20 protein-coding genes are annotated in these 21623 nt (G+C 59.5%); 7 read left to right on the top strand and 13 right to left on the bottom strand.

Annotated features, from left to right (window positions below):
• Positions 1 to 41 precede the first annotated feature (41 nt).
• Both JF535_RS11080 and JF535_RS11075 read left to right on the top strand, forming a co-directional pair.
• Positions 42 to 1307, top strand: a complete 1266-nt coding sequence (locus JF535_RS11080) for a porin (RefSeq protein WP_207002065.1) — start codon at positions 42 to 44, stop codon at positions 1305 to 1307.
• A gap of 49 nt (positions 1308 to 1356) precedes the next feature.
• Positions 1357 to 1887, top strand: coding sequence for a J domain-containing protein (locus tag JF535_RS11075; RefSeq protein ID WP_242523965.1), 531 nt, complete (start codon positions 1357 to 1359; stop codon positions 1885 to 1887).
• Between the two features lie 6 nt (positions 1888 to 1893).
• Here JF535_RS11075 and JF535_RS11070 read toward each other — a convergent pair whose 3' ends face one another.
• The 3 genes from JF535_RS11070 to JF535_RS16875 are packed head-to-tail and all read right to left on the bottom strand — an operon-like array spanning position 1894 to position 3580.
• Positions 1894 to 2676, bottom strand: coding sequence for a methyltransferase (locus JF535_RS11070; protein WP_207002061.1), 783 nt, complete (start codon positions 2674 to 2676; stop codon positions 1894 to 1896).
• A gap of 34 nt (positions 2677 to 2710) precedes the next feature.
• On the bottom strand, positions 2711 to 3415 hold the full coding sequence (locus tag JF535_RS11065) for a DUF599 domain-containing protein (RefSeq protein WP_207003745.1): 705 nt from the start codon (positions 3413 to 3415) through the stop codon (positions 2711 to 2713).
• Between the two features lie 33 nt (positions 3416 to 3448).
• A complete protein-coding gene (locus JF535_RS16875) occupies positions 3449 to 3580 on the bottom strand; it encodes a hypothetical protein (RefSeq protein WP_277987242.1) in 132 nt (43 codons plus the stop codon).
• A 96-nt stretch (positions 3581 to 3676) separates the two neighbouring features.
• Between JF535_RS16875 and JF535_RS11060 the strand changes: the two genes are divergently transcribed.
• The 4 genes from JF535_RS11060 to JF535_RS11045 all read left to right on the top strand — a co-directional run bounded on the left by JF535_RS11060 (position 3677) and on the right by JF535_RS11045 (position 10047).
• Positions 3677 to 6589, top strand: coding sequence for an insulinase family protein (locus JF535_RS11060; protein ID WP_207002058.1), 2913 nt, complete (start codon positions 3677 to 3679; stop codon positions 6587 to 6589).
• Positions 6590 to 6612: 23 nt separating this feature from the next.
• The gene (gene cmoA, locus JF535_RS11055) at positions 6613 to 7353 is read left to right on the top strand and encodes a carboxy-S-adenosyl-L-methionine synthase CmoA (RefSeq protein ID WP_207002056.1); all 741 of its coding nucleotides are present in this window, start codon (positions 6613 to 6615) and stop codon (positions 7351 to 7353) included.
• Between the two features lie 12 nt (positions 7354 to 7365).
• Positions 7366 to 8343, top strand: a complete 978-nt coding sequence (gene cmoB, locus JF535_RS11050) for a tRNA 5-methoxyuridine(34)/uridine 5-oxyacetic acid(34) synthase CmoB (protein ID WP_207002054.1) — start codon at positions 7366 to 7368, stop codon at positions 8341 to 8343.
• Positions 8344 to 8661: 318 nt separating this feature from the next.
• Positions 8662 to 10047: an L-serine ammonia-lyase gene (locus JF535_RS11045; protein WP_207002045.1), complete on the top strand. Its 1386-nt coding sequence runs from the start codon at positions 8662 to 8664 to the stop codon at positions 10045 to 10047.
• Between the two features lie 30 nt (positions 10048 to 10077).
• Here the strand turns inward: JF535_RS11045 and JF535_RS11040 are convergent, their stop codons facing one another.
• From JF535_RS11040 to JF535_RS11005, 8 genes are all read right to left on the bottom strand, one after another.
• The gene (locus JF535_RS11040; protein WP_207003744.1) at positions 10078 to 10893 is read right to left on the bottom strand and encodes a class I SAM-dependent methyltransferase; all 816 of its coding nucleotides are present in this window, start codon (positions 10891 to 10893) and stop codon (positions 10078 to 10080) included.
• 35 nt (positions 10894 to 10928) lie between these two features.
• Positions 10929 to 11297 (bottom strand): SpoIIAA family protein, encoded by a 369-nt coding sequence (locus JF535_RS11035; protein ID WP_207002042.1) that lies wholly within the window; start codon positions 11295 to 11297, stop codon positions 10929 to 10931.
• A gap of 104 nt (positions 11298 to 11401) precedes the next feature.
• Positions 11402 to 11827, bottom strand: coding sequence for a hypothetical protein (locus JF535_RS11030; protein ID WP_207002040.1), 426 nt, complete (start codon positions 11825 to 11827; stop codon positions 11402 to 11404).
• Between the two features lie 351 nt (positions 11828 to 12178).
• Positions 12179 to 12589: a hypothetical protein gene (locus JF535_RS11025; protein ID WP_207002038.1), complete on the bottom strand. Its 411-nt coding sequence runs from the start codon at positions 12587 to 12589 to the stop codon at positions 12179 to 12181.
• 185 nt (positions 12590 to 12774) lie between these two features.
• Positions 12775 to 13425: a YiaD family glycine zipper/OmpA-like lipoprotein gene (locus JF535_RS11020; protein ID WP_066964819.1), complete on the bottom strand. Its 651-nt coding sequence runs from the start codon at positions 13423 to 13425 to the stop codon at positions 12775 to 12777.
• Between the two features lie 707 nt (positions 13426 to 14132).
• Positions 14133 to 14363, bottom strand: coding sequence for a SlyX family protein (locus tag JF535_RS11015; RefSeq protein WP_207002037.1), 231 nt, complete (start codon positions 14361 to 14363; stop codon positions 14133 to 14135).
• A gap of 15 nt (positions 14364 to 14378) precedes the next feature.
• Positions 14379 to 15524: a serine hydrolase domain-containing protein gene (locus tag JF535_RS11010; RefSeq protein ID WP_207002035.1), complete on the bottom strand. Its 1146-nt coding sequence runs from the start codon at positions 15522 to 15524 to the stop codon at positions 14379 to 14381.
• Positions 15525 to 15641: 117 nt separating this feature from the next.
• Positions 15642 to 16475 (bottom strand): ion transporter, encoded by an 834-nt coding sequence (locus JF535_RS11005; protein ID WP_207002033.1) that lies wholly within the window; start codon positions 16473 to 16475, stop codon positions 15642 to 15644.
• Positions 16476 to 16664: 189 nt separating this feature from the next.
• Here JF535_RS11005 and yciH point away from each other — a divergent pair, with 189 nt between their 5' ends.
• Positions 16665 to 16988 carry a stress response translation initiation inhibitor YciH gene (yciH, locus tag JF535_RS11000; protein WP_207002031.1) on the top strand — a complete coding sequence of 108 codons (324 nt, stop codon included), beginning with the start codon at positions 16665 to 16667 and terminating at the stop codon, positions 16986 to 16988.
• A 93-nt stretch (positions 16989 to 17081) separates the two neighbouring features.
• On the opposite strand, the gene JF535_RS10995 is transcribed toward yciH, so the two are convergent.
• The gene (locus JF535_RS10995; protein ID WP_207002029.1) at positions 17082 to 19676 is read right to left on the bottom strand and encodes a hypothetical protein; all 2595 of its coding nucleotides are present in this window, start codon (positions 19674 to 19676) and stop codon (positions 17082 to 17084) included.
• Positions 19677 to 19903: 227 nt separating this feature from the next.
• The gene (locus JF535_RS10990; protein ID WP_207002028.1) at positions 19904 to 21400 is read right to left on the bottom strand and encodes an alanine/glycine:cation symporter family protein; all 1497 of its coding nucleotides are present in this window, start codon (positions 21398 to 21400) and stop codon (positions 19904 to 19906) included.
• Positions 21401 to 21623 lie beyond the last annotated feature (223 nt).

Here is a 21623-nt window from a genome sequence, read left to right as displayed (position 1 = left end):
GCTGTCCGATGAAATCGTTCTTGCAGACAAGAGAGCAGAGCATGAATAAGAAACTCCGCAAATCACTGTTACTGGCTGTCACTGCGGCCGCAACGTCCAGTGCCTATGCGGTACCGATATATCAGTCCAATCAGGTCACCCTCTACATGGAGGGCTATTTTACCGCGCACATGGTCAACACCTTTGGCGACACGCAGATGCAAGACGGCGCCTCGCGCATACGATTTGGCCTGAACGTTCCCGCCTACGATCTGTGGGATACCGGTTTCAATGTCGAATGGGGCATCGCCGCCATTTCTTCGGCGCAAGACCTTCTGATACAAGGTGACCAGCAAGTCTCCCCCTCCGAGCGCAATCAGTCTTTCTACCTGCGCCAGGGACACGCGTTTGCCAAGCATCCCACGTGGGGCGACTTTTCCGCCGGTAAACAGTGGGGGGTGTATTACGAAGTAACCTATATCACCGATTGGTACAACGTCTCCGGCGGTCTCGCCAGTGGCACCTACGGCCTCAACACCGATGGCGGCCCAACGGGTACGGGCCGTGCCGACAGCGCCCTGGCCTGGCGCAAGAAGTGGGAATTTGACGCGGGGGAATTCAAAATTGGCCTGCAATACGCCTCCCATGTGGCCGACCTCGCGATCAGCGTCGATGATATTGCCGGCCCCGACACCCGCCTGGTATGCCCCCGGGGCGATTGCGAATACGGCATCAGTCACGGTATCTCTGCGGTGTACCGGGCCGATATTGGCGACGGATTTTTTATCGGCGCTGCGTACAACCGCGTGAAACTGGATATCGCCAGCCAGGACGGTCTGATTTTCGACACGTCCGGTAGGGAACCTGTGCTGATTCAGGACGACTTCGCATTCAATGCCAGCAGCAACACCTGGAGCACCGCCGTCGGCACCTATTACGGCAAGGAGGCGTTTGCCAAGGGCTTCTACGGTGCCTTTGTGTACCAACGCTCCCAGAACAACCAGTTGGCGCCGATCGGCTCAGTACAGGGAATCACCAATTTTTTTGATGCGCGTGGCTCGGAGTCTTTCCTCAGTTACACCTGGGGTGCCGACAACTGCTACTCCTTTTACGGCGGACACAACTACCTGGAATCCGACGACCCCGAATTCGATGCGGCACTCGTCGATGGCGATAAATACCGGCTGGAGCAGTACTATCTAGGCTTCCAGTACCGCTGGAACGAGCGGGTGCGCATTTACTTCGAAAATGCGTTTGATAGCAGCAATGTGGTGGCTGCGCCGGATTACGACAACTTTAACGCCATCGGCATTCGCATCGACATCTGATACTCTTCCGGACTCGCACTTTTACCGGGAGCACCGCACCTTGGGCCGCATGATTTTGCTGATTGCCGTGGGCATTTTTGCCTGGCTGGCAGTCCAACAGTTCAAATACACCCCGCCAGAGCGCCGGCGCAAACTGATATTGCAATACCTGCTGATCGCACTGGCACTGGCCGCGGTTCTGCTGGCGGTGACCGGGCGACTGCACTGGGTGGGGGCCGCGGTGGCCGTGGTGCTGCCCCTGATCAACCGCCTGTGGCGAACCTTTGGCCGGCACCTGCCGTGGATTGCGCCACTGATCGCCAAACACGCCCAGGCAAAGGCGGAAAAAGAGAGAGCCAAAAAGGCCAATACTGAGGAGCAGGCGTCTGGGCACAAAGCGCAGCGCCCCAGCGAGCCGCCGCTGACGGTGGCCGAAGCGCGCAAGATATTGTGTGTTTCCGCCGATGCCAGCAAAGAAGAAATCATTGGCGCTCACCGCAAACTCATCCAGAAATTCCACCCGGACCGCGGAGGCAACGACTACCTCGCCTCCCGCATCAATGCGGCCAAGGCCCTGCTGCTCAAGCAGTTCGATCAGTAAGCCCGCTCAGGCCCGTCGGCACAACAGATGTACGTAGCGGGCCAATTGTCGATAGGGGTCGATGCGCGAGTAGTCGAGCTCTTTCTCTACAATCGCCGCCGCCGGTAGCTTGTCACGCATCTCCGGCGTCATGAAATCATGAAAGCAGCGAATACCGCTGTGGGCAATCACCGAGAGCCCCGCCTGGGGTATCCACCCCATCACCTCTTCCGGTAGCAGCGGGTTGCGCGGTGTCAGACTGCCCGGGTGCCCGCCCCAGTCACCACTGCTGCGGTTGCGATCAAGCTGCCGCAAACTGCCACGCTGCAGCAGGCGGAACTCCAGCGCACGCCGGTTGTAAAAGGTCAGGGAAAGATAGCCACCCGGGGCAAGGGTTTCGGCGAGGTGCACCAGCGCCTGCTGTGGCTGATCCAGCCATTCGAGCACCGCATGGCAGAGCAGCAGGTCAGCCTGGGGAATACGAGCATCCGCGGACAATGCCTGCAATGGCAGCTGCAGTGCCTGCACGCGGTCTGCAACCCCCAGTGCGGTAACCTGCTCCCGGGCCAGCGCCAACATGGCCTCGGAAATATCCGTAATCCAGACACGGTGCCCGGCCCCGGCAAGATCCAGCGCAAACTGCCCCTGCCCGCCGCCGGCATCCACCACCTTGAGCGTGCGGGCGTCTGCGGTAGCCAGCACCGGCGCAAGGTCCCGGTTCAGCACCGCCAGACGGATATCGCCCTTCAAACCGCCGTAAATCCGCTTGCGGAAGCGTTGCGCCAGATCGTCAAAATTGCGGTCAGCCACGGCGGTAGCGCCCGATTTCCAGTGTGTCGATCACTTACTTGTCCCTGACCTGATCGAGGGAACGGCCCTCGGCGGCCAGAATCACCTGCAGGGTGCGCGAGCGGAACTCCCGCATATACAACACCCAGATCACCGCCAGGTACCCGCCTACAAACAGTACCGGGTGCACAAACCAGCCCATGACCGCCATCGAGAAGTAGAAAGAACGCAGGCCATAGTTGTAGCTGTGCCCCGCCTGGTCGATCACCTTGGCGGCGCTGATGGCATAGCGTCGACGCTCCTCGCGGGTGACCTCTTCCTCATCCACAGCCGGCGCGGCGCCGAGCAATACATTGGCGAACGAGTACTGGCGCAACGACCAGGTAAAGTTAAAGAAGGCGAAGATATAGATCACGATCAGTACCATGACCTTGATCTCGAATTGCTCGACAGTGGTCGTCTGTGCAAATGGCAGGCTGCTCAGTACCTCCACTGCCGCCGTATTTGCAGACATCGCCGTTACCAAACCCGCCAGAATCAGGATGCTGGTGGAAGCGAAAAAGCCGATCACCCGTTCCAGGTTGCTGAGAATGGCCGCATCCGGCATGCGCATATCCCGCTCCAGCATCCGCAGCATCCATTCAACCCGGTACCACTGCATAGAGGACGCCAGGCACCAGGCGGTTTTCGCTTTCCTGCGCGCGAACACCGTATACCCGGCCCACGTCAGGCCAAAGCCGGCAAGGCTCGCAAAATCCATCCAGTTCAACGCACGGTCCCCCATCTACTACATTTATGGCGCTAGATAATAAGGCTGAAGTTTCGCACCGGTGACGCGGGTGTCAACACCGACGTGGCGTATCGCATCAATGACCGGCACCGACAGTGCACCAGTAACGCCACAGGTGCCTGTCAACCCTGTCATTTTCACCGCCCGGAGCGCTAAAATGGCCGCCGATTTTGTCGGGCCCGGAGGATTGATCCGCCCCGGCAACCGCAAACTACCCATTGGAGCTGTCTTTTGAGCAACGCACATCCCGCATTCGAACCTGTAACCAGTGCCGAAATCGAATCCCTCGGCGTTCGCGTGGAAGAGTATCGCCACCGCCGTACCGGCGCCCAGCACCTGCACATTGCCGCCGATAACCCGGAAAACGTTTTCCTCGTGGCCCTGCGTACCGTGCCGGAAGACTCCACCGGCGTTGCGCACATTCTCGAACACACTGCCCTGTGCGGCAGTGACAAATACCCGGTGCGCGACCCCTTCTTCATGATGATACGGCGCTCGCTGAACACCTTCATGAATGCCTTCACCAGCTCCGACTGGACCGCCTACCCGTTTGCCAGCCAGAACCGCAAGGATTTCGACAACCTGCTGGACGTGTACCTCGACGCGGTGTTCTTCGCCAAGCTGGACCCGCTGGATTTCGCCCAGGAAGGCCACCGCCTGGAGTTTGCGGAAGCCGAAAACCCCGAGAGCGAACTGGTGTTCAAGGGCGTGGTCTTCAATGAAATGAAGGGCGCAATGAGCTCGGTCACCTCCCAATTGTGGCAGACACTGAGTAAATATCTTTTCCCCACCACCACCTACCACTTCAATTCTGGCGGTGAGCCCGCGGATATTCCCGACCTCACCTATGAGCAGCTGGTGAGCTTCTACCGCAGCCACTACCACCCCAGTAACGCCATCTTCATGACCTTCGGTGATATCGAAGCGGCAGAACATCAGGCGGTGTTCGAAGAAAAAGCCCTGCATAAATTCGAACAAGAGTACAAGACCATTGAGGTAGGCCGCGAAAAACTGTACGTGGCACCGGTGCGGGTGGAAGAACAATACCCACTCTCAGGCGAAAAAAACCTGGATGAGAAAACCCATATCGTACTGGGCTGGCTGCTCGGTGACGTTACCGATCTGGAGCAGGCGCTGACCGCCCACCTGCTGTCTGGTGTGCTGCTCGACAACAGTGCCTCGCCCCTGATGCACCTGCTGGAAACCACCGAGCTGGGCCAATCCCCTTCGCCACTGTGCGGCCTTGACGACTCGCAGCGCGAGCTGGTTTTCGTATGCGGTATCGAGGGCAGCGAGCGCGACCGCGCAGATGCCCTGGAAAAACAGGTGCTGGATGTGATTCAGGATGTGGCGGAAAACGGCGTCCCCTACGAGCAGGTTTCCGCCGCTCTGCACCAGCTGGAGCTGCAACAGCGAGAAATCGGCGGTGACGGCTATCCCTACGGCCTGCAACTGATCCTGACCGCCCTCACCGGCGCCACCCACCGCGGTGATGCCATTGGCCTGCTCAATATCGACGCCGCGCTGGAAAAACTGCGCGCACAGATACAGGACCCGAAATTCATCGCCAATGCCGCCCGCCAATTGCTGCTGGATAATTCGCACCGGGTACGCCTGGTACTGTCGCCGGATGCCGACATGGCGAACCGCGCGGAGCAGGCGGAAAAGTCGCGCCTGGCACAGATCAAACAGCGCCTCACCGACGGCGAAAAGCAGCAGATCGTGCAGACCGCCAAGGCGCTGGCAGAGCGCCAGGTGCGCAAGGATGACGAGTCCATCCTGCCCAAAGTAGGCGTCGAGGATATTCCGCCGGAGCTCCCCAAGGTCGAGGGCGAGGAAGTAAATGTCAATAACGCCAAGGTGACCCGCTACAGCGCCGGCACCAACGGCCTGGTCTACCAGCAACTGGTCGCCACGCTGCCCGACTTCACCGATGAAGAACGCATTCTGGTGCCCTACTACTGCCAGGTTTTGAGCGAGCTGGGGCTCGGCGACAAAAACTATCTTGAGGTACAGCAGTGGCAAGCGGCGGTGGCGGGTTCCCTGCACGGATTCACCAGTCATCGCACGCGACTGGACGACCTGAGCAGCCAGAGCGGGCACTTCATACTTTCCGGCAAGGCGCTGGCGGCCAACCAGGCGGCGCTCACCGAACTGATGCAGGCCACCATGGAGCAGGTGCGCTTTGATGAGCTGCCACGCATCAAGGAATTACTGCTGCAGACACTGGCACGACGGGAACAATCCGTGGTCGGCAGTGGCCACGCACTGGCCATGGCAGCTGCCAGCGCCGGCTTTAACCGTGCGGCAGCAGAGGGCCACGAATCCGGCGGCCTGCTCGGCCTGCGCCAACTCAAGGCCCTCATGCAAACCCTCGACAGCGACGCGGGACTGGAAACCCTCGCCGGTAAGTTCAGTGGCATCCACCAGAAAATACTCAATGCCAAACGCCAGTTCCTGGTAGTGGGCGAGGAAGAGCGGTTGTCGGATTTCACCGCGACGCTGGGCCAGCTTGCCAATAACGCGGAGCAGACACTGGCACAGCCGGAGGCACCCTTCACCCCACGCAAAGTGGAAGAGGTCTGGGTGGCCAATAGCCAGGTGAACTTCTGTGCAAAAGCCTACCCCACCGTCCCCATGTCTCACCCCGATGCGCCGGCCCTGGCCGTGCTCGGCGGCTTCCTGCGCAACGGATTCCTGCACCGCACTATCCGTGAACAGGGCGGCGCTTATGGCGGCGGTGCCAGCCACGATGTGAACATCGGCGCGTTCCGCTTTTACTCCTACCGCGACCCGCGCATGGCAGAGACTCTCAAGGATTTCGATGCATCCGTGGACTGGCTGCTGAACGAATCCCACGAGGACGCTCAGGTGGAAGAAGCGGTGCTCGGTGTGGTCGGCGGCATGGACAAGCCGGGATCACCGGCGGGGGAAGCGAAAAAAGCCTTCCACTCCAACCTGTACGGCCGCACGCACGCGGTGCGCCAGGAGTTCCGACGCAAGGTCACCGAGGTGACACTGGACGACCTGCAGCGGGTGGGCAGAACCTACCTGCAACCGGAAAAAGCCAGTACAGCTGTAGTGACCGGCAGCCAGGGGCTTGAAGCCGGGCTGGCGTTAGACCTGCACGAAGAAACGTTGTAACGGAAACGGGTGGGTAACGCGCGGTGAACAAGAAAGACACGATTTTCTCCCAGCCCCTGGGCGAAGTGGCAGGCTTCAGTTTTGACCAGTCGGTGGTGGAAGTCTTTCCGGATATGATCCAGCGGTCGGTGCCGGGCTATACCACCATCGTGGCCATGATCGGCACCCTCGCCGAGCGCTATGCCCAGGCGGGGAGCCGTTGCTACGACCTCGGCAGCTCCCTGTGCGCAGCGACCCTGGCCATGCGTCACCGCATTCCCGCCGCGGATTGCGAGATTATCGCCGTGGACAATTCCCCGGCCATGGTGGAGCGCGCGCGCACAGTCCTGGCCGCCGACAGCGGCCAGATTCCGGTGCAGCTGGTGTGCGATGATTTGCAGAACGTCACTATCGAAAACGCGTCTGTGGTGGTACTCAACTTTACCCTGCAGTTTATTGCCACACAGGAGCGGGAAACGATTCTGCAAAAAATTTACCGCGGCCTGCGCCCCGGTGGCGTGCTGATTCTTTCCGAAAAAGTCGCGTTTTCCGATCACGATCACCAGGAACTGATGATCGACCTGCACCACTCCTTCAAGGCCGCCAACGGCTACAGCGCACTGGAAATCGCCCAGAAACGCAGCGCGCTGGAAAATGTGCTGTTACCTGAAACCCTGTACGACCACCGCACACGCTTGAAAAACGTCGGTTTCCACAGCGTGGATGTGTGGTTCCAATGCTTCAATTTCGCCTCACTGATCGCCATCAAACAGCGAGATGGCTGAGCGGCAACCACGATGATTGATTACACCCCGCTCTACACAGGCCTGCAGCATATCCCGGAGCTGCGCGGCTGGCTCGCCACACTCCCCCAGCAAATCGCCGATGGGCTTAGCCCCGCGCGCTGGGGCGATTTACCAGAATGGGAAGCCGCTCTGGCGGCACTGCCCGACATCACGCCCTCCTCCATCGAGACTGGCACCGGGGTGCGTATCGGCTGCGCCGAAGATATCACCGACGCGCAAAGCGCACTGCTGGAAAACCAGCTGCGCAAACTTCACCCCTGGCGCAAGGGGCCATGGACCGTATTCGATACATTCATCGACACCGAGTGGCGCTCTGACTGGAAATGGGACCGGGTTGCCCCCCACCTGGACGACCTGAACAACCGACTGGTGCTGGATGTAGGCTGCGGCAGTGGCTACCACTGCTGGCGGCAGTATGGCGCCGGCGCGCGGCGCGTGATCGGTATCGATCCTTCGGCAAAGTTTGTTGCGCAGTTTTACGCGCTGAAAAAGTATCTGGGCCTTAACCGGCCCGTCGATGTGCTGCCGCTGGGTATCGAAGCGCTGCCAGAAAGCCTGCGAGCCTTCGACACCACGCTTTCCATGGGGGTGCTGTACCACCGGCGCTCGCCGCTGGATCACCTGCGCGAACTCCGGGAAACCCTGCGCCCGGGCGGCCAGCTGCTGCTGGAGACCCTGGTTATCCATGGCGGCCCTGGGGAGTGCCTGGTACCCGAAGGGCGCTACGCAAAAATGCGCAATGTGTGGTTCTTCCCCAGCACCGCGACACTGGAAGGCTGGCTGCGCAAAACCGGTTTTACGGACGTAAAAACCGTCGATATCGATCGCACCACCGTGGAAGAACAACGCAGCACCGACTGGATGACGTTTGAATCCCTGGCCGACTTCCTGGATCCGGACAACCCGCACAAGACCATCGAGGGGCACCCCGCGCCACTCCGTGCCACCCTGACCGCCACAGCGCCCTGAACCCGGTTTACCCGCCCGGCTACCCGCACATCGCCACTGAGAGCTTTCGCGACCGATAGCACCCCCGGATTCCCAATTTTTCCCACGTTGGGCCGGGGCAAACCAGTGGTTTGTCGCATGGCGCGCGGCAATCGCCAAATTTCCTCTCGATTTCAGTCACCTGTATTGCGTGTAAAAACCCATTCAGCGAATGTGTATGCCGCCGTTTGCCCTGCAGATCCCACAGGGATCATCAGGCACCCTAACTACACTTAACCGCATGATCGGCAGGCGATGTTGCGCCGCCGGTACCTATGACGAGATAGCCTCAGGAACCCCATGAGCATCAGCGTTTTCGAACTGTTCAAAATCGGCGTAGGCCCATCCAGCTCGCACACCGTGGGCCCCATGGTTGCTGCACGCCAGTTTGTCTGCGACCTGGAGCAACAGGGGCTACTGAGCAAGACCGAGCGAGTGGAAGTGCACCTGTACGGCTCGCTGGCGCTCACCGGTATCGGCCACGGTACCGACATGGCCGTTCTGATGGGGCTCGAAGGTGAAGCCCCCGACAGTATTGATGTCGACGCCATCGACGGGCGGCTGGCAGGTATCGAGAAACACCAGCAACTCATCCTCAACGGTCTGCGCGCCATTCACTTCGAGCGCGCGCGGGACCTGCTGTTCCACAAAGAAGAGTTTTTACCCCAGCACTCCAACGGCATGACCTGCAAGGCGTTCGCGGGTGATGACTGCCTGTTTGAACGCAGCTACTTCTCTATCGGCGGCGGCTTCGTATTGTCCGAGGAAGACTTCCGCCATCGCGAGCAGATCGCCACCCTGCTCCCTTATGACTTCAGCTCCGCAGAAGAACTCATGGCACTGTGCGAACGTCACGGCTGGACCATTGCCGAGCTGGCGATGGAAAACGAAAAAGCCTTTCGCAGTGAGCAGGAAGTAAAAGATGCCCTGTGGCACATCTGGGAAGTCATGGATGCCTCCATCCAGCGAGGCTGTCACCAGAGTGGTGTGCTGCCAGGTGGACTCGGTGTGCGTCGACGCGCCGACGAACACTACCGGGAACTCTCCAAACAAAGCGATGAAGAGCGCCGCAAGGGGCTGTCAATTCTCGACTGGGTGAGCCTGTTTGCGTTGGCAGTGAATGAGGAAAACGCGGCCCGCGGCCGGATTGTTACCGCCCCCACCAATGGTGCCGCTGGCGTGATTCCAGCTACCATTGCGTATTACGTGCACTTCGTCCACGACCCGGTGGAGCACGGAGACCTGAAAGACCAGGTGGTGGAATTCATGCTCACCGCGGGCGCGATCGGCATGCTGTTCAAGAAAAACGCATCCATTTCCGCCGCCGAAGTGGGCTGCCAGGGCGAAATTGGCGTGGCCTGCTCTATGGCATCCGCGGGGCTGGCTGCGGTTCAGGGTGGCACCAATCAGCAGATCGAGAATGCCGCAGAAATCGGCATGGAGCACAACCTGGGGCTGACCTGCGATCCCATCGGCGGCCTGGTACAGGTGCCCTGTATCGAGCGCAATACCATGGGTGCCGTAAAAGCCATCAATGCCGCACGCCTGGCCCTGCGCGGCACTGGCGCGCATATCGTGCCTCTCGACAGCGTGATTGAGACCATGCGCCAGACCGGCATCGACATGCAGAGCAAATACAAGGAAACCTCGCTCGGCGGGCTGGCGGTTAACGCAGTGAACTGCTGAACGGCCACCGTTCAGGAAGGCCGCACACAATCATCCCGGTACCCCGTGCCGGGTGTACACATCAAATCGACCCGATTTACCTTCGAAGCACAGGCTCGGCTTTACCCCGTTCAAATGGGGCGCCAGCCGCGGGCGCTTGACCACGGTTCGGTAGTAGCATGCTTCCAGTGCAGGCGGCAGCAGGCTGTCCGCATCTTCGTCGCTGCCCACTATCTGGTGAAACGCCACCATCTCTTTTTTCACTTTCGCGCTTTTGTCGCGGCTGGGAAACATTGGGTCCAGATAAATCACCGGAATGGACTCTGCGCCCTGCTCCGCCAGCCAGCCCGCAGCACTGGTCACCGCCGGCTCCAGGTGCAGGCGCGCGGCAATGGCGGCCAGTTCCCGATCACTGAGCGCAGCCTCCCGCAGCCGTTTGACACCATCTTCCAGCAAGGCATACACCACCGGGTTTCGCTCCAGCATACGCACTGCACAGCCCAATGAGGCCAGCACGAACGCATCCCGCCCCAGGCCTGCGGTGGCATCGAGCACCTGCGGATAAAAACCGCTGCGCACGCCCACGGCCTTGGCAATCTGCTGCCCCTTGCCGCCGCCAAACTTGCGCCGATGCGCCACGGCACCGGTGACAAAGTCCACTTCCACAGAGCCCGGCGCCTTGCGCCCGGTGGCACACAGCTGCAAGCGTTCGCCGCACTTCAGGACGAAGGGCACGGCATCACGGTCGATCAATTTTTCCTGGGCTTCACCGAGGCACGGCAATGCCAGACGCTCCGCCAGAGCTTCCGCTGACACACAGAATTCGGATGCCGCCGCGGTCACCGCGAGCTGCTGGGTGGAAGGCATGTTCAAGGATTATCCGTCGCGTAAAGCGAGGGAATTTAACCGGGATAGCGCAACCATTCCAGTGCCGCGTCCTCCTCATCGAGAGGAAACGGGCGCACCTCGGCCGCAACAAAGTGATTCAGCAACTGGGGCATAAAGCCCAGTAATGCATTGTCGGAAAGCACCGCTATGCGGTGGAAATGGCGATGCTGATTGCGGGTAAACACACAGTTTGGCACCTGTGCGGCGAAATTCTGCCAGCCGCGATAGTGGCGGGCGTCAATCAACAACCCCTGCAAGTAGCCGTGCTCACAGATAACCGGGTCAACCTGTGCCGCCAATGCACGGAACTCCGCTGGCCGGAGCTCTGCCACAGGGCGGATTTCCAGAATATCGTGGTCGTGATGCCAACAGTGCTCGATCATGGCCTGACACAATTCCGTAACTACCTATATAGCGTAGAAAAGAAAAAGGCCGCGAACCAGTCGCAGCCTTTCTCACAGTAGTGCCAAAGACACTCAGCCAGCCGTTATTGCGGCTCGCCTTCCTTTTTTTCGTCCTCGCCACGGAGTTTATCCATGGCATCGTCTGCCGCGTCTTTGGTCGCCTCACCGGCGTCCTTCAGCGCATCACCCGCGTCTTCTGCGGCATCTTTGATAGCATCACCTGCATCTTCTGCAGTGTCCTTTATCGCTTCGCCCGCGTCACGGGCGGCCTCCTCGGTATCATCCAGGAGAGTGCGGCCCGAGGACTGCGGATCGTCCGTGGTGGGCGCAACATCATCACTCTCTTGCGGCATCGTCGGGTCGGAGTCCATATCCGGTGGCGTGGTGCTTTCCGCCGGCGGTGTCTCCATCTTGTCGTAGGCATCGCCCACGGAGTCGTCCGAGCGCTGCGCCATGAAATAACCGATGATCAACAGCAAAATAATCAGTGGCAGTAGTAGCTTCGTCATAAACCTAATGACCCCTGGTCAACGTTAGAGAATTCAGAACGATCAGAGCAACTGGTTGCCTGGCTGTAAAATACTTTGGCACTCCACATGCCCGGCCCAGCCATTCGTTGGTTCTGTCGTAACCGGTTGGCCCCATCACCTGGCTCGCAAGCCCACAATCAACGGAAGAAGACGGCGCCAATACTGATAAGAATAATCCCCAATCCGCACACTTCAAGGAACAATGTTCCAGCTTTCAAGGCTTATTGATTATAAAAACGCACACATATATTAGGGCAGCATCTAAAGGGACATACGCGCGCCGAAAACTGGTCCACCATCACGCCGTGACCGCGGATCGGTGCTGGCCGCTTACCCCTGGTAGAACTGGTCAAGTTGCGCCAGCAGGGTGCTCGCATCGGCCTCTTCAATGGCGGCATCACAATCCGCCAGCTGCAAGCGGCCCAGAGCGTCGGACTCGGCAAAAATCAGGTACTGGGCACCCCGCTTCAGTTTTTGCTCGCAGTCTTTCAGGTTCAACCGGAACGCCACCAAACCACCGGGCTTACCCTTCCAGACATTTTCCGCAACGCCGGTGTATACGTATCCGAGAATTGCGGACATGCCCGGTTCGGACAACGCACTATCGATTAACCGGTGCACACTGGAAATCTTTACCCTGGCGACAAGTTCTGCACGCTGAATACGCTGATGGGTTGCCTTGTCCAGGCTGTGGGGAGGGCTGTGCACAGGACTGTGGGGAGGAATGGGTACCGCGGCCATCGGCTCCTCTGCGCCATGGGCCGCCAAGGCGGGCAAACAAAGTAGTGTAAAAAGAACGACAACCTTTTGGACAAACCCAGTATCCCGGGCCGTTGGTGCTTGAGCAGACATCCCTGCCATATCTCTGTACCTGTCATCATTATTATCGGCAACAAAAAAGGGCGCCGAAGCGCCCTCTTATCTTGCTACTGGAGCGGAAGTAATTCCAGCTCTACGCGACGGTTGGCCTGACGCCCCGCGTCGGAGTCGTTGCTCGCGATCGGATAACGCTCACCGTAACCCACCGCCTGCACGCGACCGGCAGCCACGCCACGAGTGGTGAAGAAACCGGCAACGGATTCCGCGCGGCGCTCACTCAGGGTCTGGTTGGTAACATCCGAGCCCGTGCTGTCGGTATGGCCACTGACACGAATCGCCGTTTTATCGAATTCCTTCAGTACCAGGACAACAGAGTCCAGGGTGTCGTAGAAATCGCTGCGAATCTCAAAGCGGTTGGTCGCAAAGGTAATGTTGCCCGGCATGATCAGGCGAATATTGTCACCTTCACGCTGCACACGCACGCCCGAGCCTTCCAGACGCTGGCGCAGCGCCATTTCCTGGCGGTCCATGTAGTAGCCAACACCGCCGCCGATGGCCGCGCCACCCAGTGCACCGGTAATCACGCCCTTTTTGCGGTCATTCTTGCTCGCAGTGGCAGCACCGATGATCGCACCAGCGACAGCACCTGCACCGGCACCTTTGGCCGCGTTGCTGGTTTTGCTTTCCTGGGTGTAAGGATCCAGGGTGGTACAACCAACCAGTGAACCGAGGGCAAGAATTGCTACCCATTTTTTCATTTACGCTTCTCCTAACGCTTTTAATCATCACGAGTGAAAATCGACGAACCCGTGCAGTATCGCTCTCAGCAGCTGACTGCAAGCTGAACCACAGGCGTCATGGCCACGAAGACTATGCGCAAAGTCACTACAGGTCTACCGCCGATTTCCCAAAATTGACGCTAACGACATTTAGCGTCGATTTTCTGTGCAGAGATGACCGCCAGTGACGACACCGGGAAAAAAACTCTCAAACGGCAAACCGTATTCAGGCCGACATGCTGACAGCACGCCCTGCGCACTTAAACCATCAACCCTCGACCATGCACCAGCGTGCCATCAACCGGCGATCCCCGCCTTTCAAGCTTTCACTCGTGTGCCTGCGTGTAATTCACTCTTCCACAAGTTCTGTGGATAACTTTGTGCATGAAACTGTTAAAGGCCACCTCAAGCCGCACAACCCCTGGCCCTCAGCGATTTGGGCACTTTTTGGCCCATATATTTTTACCCAATAAAATCAAAAACTTACGGAGGTTTCGGTGTTTGCAGTACCAGGTAGTAGTTGGCATCGCGATACCCACAGCCCGGCCACTCGCATGTGGAAAAAAACTTGTCAAGAGGTTGCCGGGGGTGAGAAACCGAAAATTCAGAAATTTCCAGAAATTGAGGTAGAAAAACGCGCAGCGCGGATCAGGCCCATAACGGAACCCGGAGCCGCTCGATGACAATCAATAATGTGGCGGTTTTTCCTCGTCAGGCTTCATTCCTTTTTGCACCTCAAAAGACAGGTCCTGATACTTTTCTGTCATCTCCTTGACCCTGGCCACCAGGGCGCGAATTTGCGCGTCCTGGACGGTAATCACATCGTTCAACTGCGCCAGCGTATCTTCCTGAAACGCCAGCCGGGTTTCCAGCTCATCGATACGCTCTGCGAGCGGCTGCTGATTATCTGTACTCATATTTGTCTCCACCACTTACAACAGACGGTACAGGCAATTCTTCAAGCCCACCGCGCGCTGATCCATAAACAGGCTCTGCCCCATGCGGGAGGTGACGTAGCCAAACCCCACTTCTGCCTCCGGATCGGCGAAGCCGACGCTGCCACCCGCACCCGGATGACCAAAGCCCGCGGTGCTGCCGAAGTGCAGATCCTGTGCCGACGAAGACTTCAAAAACCCGCAACCGAAGGCCACTTCCGCCTGCAGTATGGCGTCCTGGCCACGGCTTTGCTCTGTGGTTGCTTCGTGCAACAGTGCGGCGGGCAGCAGGCGCGGTGCGTCGCTGGCGAGGTCGCCGTAAACCGCCGCCAGATCCCGCGCACTGAAGTGACCATTGGCCGCAGGGATCACCGCATTGCGCCACGGATCACCATTGGTGCCCATCATCAGGGAAACCGGGTTGGTAAACGCGGTGGCCACCGGCCCCTGCCGGTCTTCTTTGATTGAGCGACCAATAGCGTTGTCGCGCAATTCTGGCAGCGGCTTCTTTAGCGGCCCGACATCGGCGATCGCCGTAGAGCGGTGCCCCACCGCGCCAAAGCCGCCATCCAGTTCGAGAGGATCAGCGATGCCACTGCGATAGAGCGACATCAAAGGCTGTCCGCTGGCTTTTTCAATCAGCCCACCCAGGGTCCAACCGTAAAGAAACGGTGCGTACCCTTGCTGGGAGCCCGGCGGCCACCAGGGGGCAGTAGCCGCAACCTGCGCCAGCGCTCTTGGCCAATCATAGATCAGGTCATCTGGCACCCGTTCGCGGAAGGCAATGACACCGGAGCGATGACACAGCAATTGCCGCCCGGTGATTGTCGATTTACCGGCCTCGGCAAACTCCGGCCAGTAATGCGCCACCGGCAGGTCCAGGTCCAGGTTGCCGGCCGCTACCTGCTGCAGCGCCAGCACCGCGAGAATCCCCTTGGAACAGGAGAACACATTGGCAAGCGTGTCTTCCTCGAAGGCGCGCGTGCCGTGACGGTCTGCATGCCCCGCCCACAGCGAGGCCACCTCTTCCCCCTGATGCACCGCACTGAACGACGCCCCGACATCCCCGTGGTCGCGAAAATTGGTGGCAAAGGCATCGTAAAGGGCTTCAAAGCCCGGGGCGCAATATCCCTGAATATCCATCGAGGTTGGCTACCGGTAGTTGTGGCTTTAGTCGGAGAGCCCCTCCGCGGAGGGCGGAGGGTTGAAACGGGGCGCAAGGATAGCCGATTGGCTACCGTGCTGTTAAGGCTGACGGGGTCACTCTTCGGTGACGGGTTCGAAGTCTTCCAGCTTGTAACCACAGTGCTTGCAGTACTCGGCATTGGCATCATGCCCGGCCCGCCCGCAGTTGTGGCAACGTGCCAACTGCTTTTCGCGGCCGAGCTCGTGGGCCAGCTCGGCGGTCACAATCCCGGTGGGCACCGCGATGATCGAGTAACCGATCAACATGGTCATTGAGGCAATCGCCTGGCCCAGGGGCGTATGCGGTGTGATATCGCCGAAGCCCACGGTGGTGATGGTGACGATTGTCCAGTAGATACTGGTAGGAATGCTGGTAAACCCGTGCTTGGGCCCTTCCACGATAAACATGATGCTGCCGAAAATGATGCAAATCACCAGCACGCTGGAATAGAACACCAGAATACGCCGCCGCGCCTGCCACAGGGAGCGAACCAGCAGGTTGGCATCGCTCAGGTAGCGCACCAGTTTGAGCACCCGGAATATCCGCAATACCCGCAGCAGGCGGATCACCATCAGGTAGGTGGCACCGGTAAAGATCAGGGCCAGGTAGCTGGGCAGAATTGCCAGGAAGTCCACCACTCCGTAAAAGCTGAATACGTATGAGCGGCGGTCGCGCGCGCAGTAAATACGTGCCAGATACTCCACCGTAAACAAAGCGGTAAAAAACCACTCCAGTGCGAAGAAGATATCTCCATAGCGCACCCACCAGCTCTCGACCGACGCCAGCAAAACCAGCCCCACGCTGAGCAGGATGGTCGAGATCAGGACTACATCAAAATATTTTCCCGCAGGGGTGTCTGTGCCAAAGATTACTTCGTTCAGCCACTTGCGGGCACCGGTGAGGGGCATTCCGTCCTATCCTTGTTTGAGGGTGTCGTCAGTCAATCACGCTATTCTAGCCGACAATACCGGATAACCTTCAACTCCGGAGTGACCCCTGCAAAACCACGGGTATCGCCCTTTATCTTCACCATTGGCTTCCGCTATCCTTGCGCGGCACACACACTTCACCCATTACCAATACACGCAAGTATCTGTATGAGCGACAAGAACAGACTCGTATATTCCACCGACCGCGGTCGCATCAAGGAAACCCCCGCGGCGGAAAAACGCCATCAGGGTGACGGTATTGTCCGTATCCAGCGGGAAACCAAGGGGCGCAAGGGCAAGGGCGTAACCTGTGTCCGCGGGATCGACGGCACGGAGAGCGAGTTGAAGCTTCTACTCGCGGAATTGAAAAAGCGCTGCGGATGTGGCGGCGCCCTGAAAGATGGGGTGATTGAAATTCAGGGCGATAAAAGAGAGGAAATCAAGGCGCTTCTGGAAGCCAAGCAGTACAAGGTAAAACTGGCTGGAGGCTGAACCCGGCCGGTTAAAAATCGCGGCCGGCAGGCATCAACAGGCGATCACCTTGAAGCGATCACCTTCGCGCGCCCCGCTCACCCGGCAGCGAGTTCAGAGCGCACCGACAAGACGCAGCGGCTTCACTTTCTGCCGGCCCTCTTCCTTCAGGCACAAACCCAACACGTTCGCCAGCACGGTGTGATACGCCTCAACGACAACCGCCGCAGCGCTTTTGCAGCGCAGCTCCATGCCCTGAACTGCCCCGGCAAGGTCATTGCCGCGCTGCGATACCGGTATCCCGGTCTCTCCCGCCCCGTAGGCCTCCAGTTTGTCCAGCAGAGCCTGCGGCACGAGCCCAGACTGCTCTGCCAGCCGCTGATGCACCTGGCGAATCTGTTGCACCGCCAGCTGGGTGTACTTCTGCACCAGCGCTTCCGGAAATTCTGTGGTTGGGATTTGCTCAATCAGCTCGCCCAACAGGTCCCCGGAGCTACTCAGGCTCGCCAGGGGCTCGCGCAGCGTTTCAAATTGCTTCAGTTGTTGCAGCGCCTCGCCCACAACACTGCGATCCGCCGCCGGCATAGCCGCCATGGCACGCTGGATGCGCTGGAAAAACAGGCTGTGAATCTGGGTCCTCTGCTGACGACACTCCTCGATCCGCGCCCGGTTATCCTTGCGTGATTCTTCGGCTGCCGAAGGCGTACTGCCGCAAAGGTCATAGCTGCGCGGATCCACGCGCACATTGGCGCGCACCAGTGCAGCGCCCAGTTGAATGCGCGCTCCACGCAATTGCAGTTGGGCAAGGCGCTGCTCCAGCTCCTGCAAGTCAATCAGCCGGCTGCGCAGCCAGTCAATGGTCTCCTGCAGTGCCATCTCCGATAGTTCGGCAATGCTCGGCCCGTGCAAGGGCAAAAAGTCTGCGGGAATCGCGCGATTGAAGTACTCAGACAGAACCTGCTGGGCGGCCTCTACCTCCTTGCTGGCTGTCAGCAGCTGGCTGTTTTCCACCGCACGACAGCGCTCATCCATTCCCAGGCGACTACTCTGGACACACAGCGCATCGAACGCAACAAACAGCTTCTGCAGTGAAAAGTCCGATCGCTGCAGCACTGACGAAATCTGCCACTCCTCGACCGCGGCGATGCGTGTATGTCCGGCAGGCTCGTTGAGGCTCCAGTAGTCGGTATCCTCCCCCATCGCCATTTCAATGCTGTTGCGGGTGTCCTCATCCAGGCTGCGGAACAGCCACTGCACCGCATGCGGCACGTCGAGCAGACGCCGGCCCGTCAACATGGCTTCGCGATTGATTTCACCACTCACCAGATCGGCGTGTACCAGCTGATTCCAGCGCTCGGCGAAGCTGGCAAAGGCGTCGCTGCCGGTGATCTGTGCAGCCACGGCATCCGCGCGGGCCTCCAGCCGGCGCGCCAGGGCGCCACTGGCTACACGGTGCAGGCTCTGCACGCGCTCGATCAGCGGCACGGCGGCCAATCCACAGGCGGCCAGCAGCTTGTGCACTGGCTTTAGAGGCGCGGCAGGCTCGCCGGCGGTATTCAACAGCGTGTTTTGCCCCTCCAGAGCATCCTGCAGGGACTGCAGTTTTTGCCCGCTGCCGATAGAGCAATACACCGCAGCGCGTACCAGCGGCCCCTGGTGGTAGGACATGGCACGTGCGACCAGCGCCAGTAAATCGCCCCCCTGCAGGCAGGCAATAGCACCCAGCCCCAGTGATAATGTGCGCTGCCCCGTGGCCGACGTGATCACCGTCACTTCAGCGCCCGGAGTCAACTGGACCGGGGTTCCGAATGCCTGGCGGCCAGGTGCCAGGGTCTTGGGACCAGCCACCGCACCGGCGATACTGAGCCCGGTTTTTGCTTCCAGCACCTCCAGCAAAAGAAACAGACCGGGCGCTTCCTGCTTGCGCAGGCGAAGCCCGTTGCCCTCGCCGGGCGATACCGAGAAGGTATTGGAAAAATAGGGGTAGACCAGCAATGCACCGATCAACGTAACCAGGATCAGCTTTAGCAGCGCCCCGAGCACCACACCGGGACCGAAAGTACCCGCCAGAATCGCGGCGCCAATCGACCAGAGCGCAGAAGCAAAACCGGCCAGCAGTAACAGCAGCGCACCACAAAACAGTGCCGGCACCAGCGCCGCACTGACGAGCGGCACCAAAAGCCCCAGGTTGCGCGCGGTGGACACCGGTCGATGCGCAGCATCCGGGGAGAACAGCGCCTCCAGTTGCGCCCGCGCAGAAGACGCCTCACCACCTCCCCCGGCCGTATCTTGCACATGCTTGTTGGGTAAACCGGAGCGAGTGGTGTGTGTGCTGGAGGGGGCGGGTTCGGCCTTTTCTGAAGGTGCCGCCTGAGGACGCTCCGCTGACGGCTCCGCAGTAACTTCCGTCGCCTGGCGAGCCTTGCGCTTTCTGGCAAACTGCATACGCGCCAGAATCGCGCGGTTGTCGAACTTGCCCGCAGGGTGCACTTCGATTTTCAGACCGATCTGGTGCAGCTGGGTGCGGTAGTGCACAACCTGGCCCGAAGACAGGCCATCCTTGATCACCCACCCCTTCACGAAGAGCTTGCGCGCCTGCTGCGCGGAGATGGAAAACGCACTCGACATTTGCGCCAGCACCTCGGCCGGATTCCTGGCACGTAAAACTTTGCCCGCGGATACAATCTGATATTTTTGCTGAGCCGACATGATTCGCCCCTGAAGCTCCCCATTACCCCCCACTACAGACCCACCGGCCTGCCCCGGCATAAAACGCCGAGGCTTGGAGAGTAAAAGATTCCAGAGCGTGTGATTGCGCACTGGTTCTCAGGGAATCCGCGAGACAGGAACGCCGTGCGGGTTTGTCTACGGGCTTCACAGCGGCTGCGGGAACAACGTCTCATTCCCGCGCCGCGTGCGCGCTCACACGCCCGGGCTCAGCGATGCTCCCCGGGCACATGCGGTCCCCCGCCCCAGACATCCCGCTCGATACCCGGGATATGGTACTTGCTGGCATCAAACACCGGCTCCTCGATACCGGCATCCCGCTGTGCCTCATAGTCCGCAAACACTTTGATTGCCACCCCGGACAGCAACAGAATCGCCAGCAGGTTCGCGGTGGCCATAAAGCCCATGGACATATCTGCCATGTTCCACAACAACTTGAAGTTGTCCTCGCTACCGGTAGACGCCACCCAGGCCCCAAACAGAATGAAGACGATGTACAGGAATCGATAGCAGGCGATCGACACACGGGTATGCCAGAGATAGAAGATATTGGTTTCCGCGTAGTAGTAATTGGCGATGATGGAGGTAAAGGCAAAGAAGATCAGTGCAATGGCAATAAAGCTGTTACCCCAGGCCCCCACCTCGCTGGCCAGTGCAGACTGGGTCAGCGTGACCCCCTCGACCATGCCACCCAGCTCAACATTACTCAGCAAAATAATCGAGGCCGTTGCGCTGCAGATCATCATGGTGTCGAGAAATACCGAAGCCATCTGCACATAACCCTGCACCACCGGATGCTTCACATCCGCCGCCGCACCGACGTTGGGGGAAGAACCCATGCCAGCCTCGTTGGAAAACAGGCCGCGCTTGATCCCGTTGGCCACCACAGCGCCAAAGGCCCCGGCCCCGGCTTCGTGCAGGCCGAATGCGTTGCCGAGGATGGTGGCAAAGACTTCCGGAATCCGCGCGTAGTTTACGAGAATCACGACAATCGCGATGGCGATGTAACACAGTGCCATGATCGGCACCACGATCCCGGCAAATTGCCCAATGGACTTGATGCCGCCAAACACGATCAGTGAAGCGAGCACCGCAATGACCACACCCACGATGAGCGGGTTTATGCCCCAGGCCGCATGAATGGCCTCGGACATGGCATTGGCCTGCACCGCATTGAAGAAGAAGCCAAAGCAAATAATCAGGAAGATGGAAAACAGCACCGATAGCCATTTCCAGCGATGCCCCAAGCCCTTGTCGATGTAGTACGCCGGGCCGCCGCGAAAGGTACCCGCGGTCTCACCCTGCTCCTTGAACACCTGTGCCAGCGTGTTTTCAATAAAGCTGGTTGCCATACCGACCATGGCCACCACCCACATCCAGAAAATCGCGCCGGGGCCGCCGGCGGTAATCGCCACCGCAACGCCGGCAATATTCCCGGTACCCACGCGAGCCGCGGCACTCGTGGCAAACGCCTGAAACGAGGAGACCGAATCATCGTGTTCCTTGTGGAAGCTGCGCGCCATCACCCGCACCATATGACCGAAGGCACGAAACTGTATAAAGCGCGTGCGCACCGTGAAGAACAGCCCCGCCGGCAGCAGTCCCGCCACCAGAATTCCCAACCACCAGATACCGGCAACCCCACCCCAGGTGAGGTCATTCCCCCAACCAATCAGTGTGGCCAGACCGTCCAGGAATCCCTGCATATCGCTCTCCCCGCTGTGCCCGGCTTACGGGCTTGTGCGCGTAGTGAATAACCGATGAGCATCACGACTGGCGCCGAATGACGCAGCTACCATAAAGACTAGCAGGCACTAACAACATTGTTGCGGGCACGCCCGCAAGCAGGAGCATTTCTGTCGCCGGCTGCGGCACTTGCCGCACTGTTTCACCGGCGTACAATGCCTCGTCACAAGATTTTTTCGGGCC

This window comes from Microbulbifer salipaludis (assembly GCF_017303155.1).
GTDB classification, from domain to species: Bacteria; Pseudomonadota; Gammaproteobacteria; order Pseudomonadales; family Cellvibrionaceae; genus Microbulbifer; species Microbulbifer salipaludis.
The sequence above is the reverse complement of the archived record's forward strand: the minus strand, read 5'-3'. Positions and strand labels throughout refer to the sequence as shown.

Coding starts and splice junctions, on each gene's coding strand:
- JF535_RS11080 (WP_207002065.1), top strand. CDS start 42: ATGAATAAGAAACTCCGCAAATCACTGTTACTGGCTGTCACTGCGGCC.
- JF535_RS11075 (WP_242523965.1), top strand. CDS start 1,357: ATGATTTTGCTGATTGCCGTGGGCATTTTTGCCTGGCTGGCAGTCCAA.
- JF535_RS11065 (WP_207003745.1), bottom strand. CDS start 3,415: ATGGATTTTGCGAGCCTTGCCGGCTTTGGCCTGACGTGGGCCGGGTAT.
- JF535_RS16875 (WP_277987242.1), bottom strand. CDS start 3,580: ATGACAGGGTTGACAGGCACCTGTGGCGTTACTGGTGCACTGTCGGTG.
- cmoB (WP_207002054.1), top strand. CDS start 7,366: ATGATTGATTACACCCCGCTCTACACAGGCCTGCAGCATATCCCGGAG.
- JF535_RS11045 (WP_207002045.1), top strand. CDS start 8,662: ATGAGCATCAGCGTTTTCGAACTGTTCAAAATCGGCGTAGGCCCATCC.
- JF535_RS11040 (WP_207003744.1), bottom strand. CDS start 10,893: ATGCCTTCCACCCAGCAGCTCGCGGTGACCGCGGCGGCATCCGAATTC.
- JF535_RS11035 (WP_207002042.1), bottom strand. CDS start 11,297: ATGATCGAGCACTGTTGGCATCACGACCACGATATTCTGGAAATCCGC.
- JF535_RS11030 (WP_207002040.1), bottom strand. CDS start 11,827: ATGACGAAGCTACTACTGCCACTGATTATTTTGCTGTTGATCATCGGT.
- JF535_RS11025 (WP_207002038.1), bottom strand. CDS start 12,589: ATGGCCGCGGTACCCATTCCTCCCCACAGTCCTGTGCACAGCCCTCCC.
- JF535_RS11020 (WP_066964819.1), bottom strand. CDS start 13,425: ATGAAAAAATGGGTAGCAATTCTTGCCCTCGGTTCACTGGTTGGTTGT.
- JF535_RS11015 (WP_207002037.1), bottom strand. CDS start 14,363: ATGAGTACAGATAATCAGCAGCCGCTCGCAGAGCGTATCGATGAGCTG.
- JF535_RS11010 (WP_207002035.1), bottom strand. CDS start 15,524: ATGGATATTCAGGGATATTGCGCCCCGGGCTTTGAAGCCCTTTACGAT.
- JF535_RS11005 (WP_207002033.1), bottom strand. CDS start 16,475: ATGCCCCTCACCGGTGCCCGCAAGTGGCTGAACGAAGTAATCTTTGGC.
- yciH (WP_207002031.1), top strand. CDS start 16,665: ATGAGCGACAAGAACAGACTCGTATATTCCACCGACCGCGGTCGCATC.
- JF535_RS10995 (WP_207002029.1), bottom strand. CDS start 19,676: ATGTCGGCTCAGCAAAAATATCAGATTGTATCCGCGGGCAAAGTTTTA.
- JF535_RS10990 (WP_207002028.1), bottom strand. CDS start 21,400: ATGCAGGGATTCCTGGACGGTCTGGCCACACTGATTGGTTGGGGGAAT.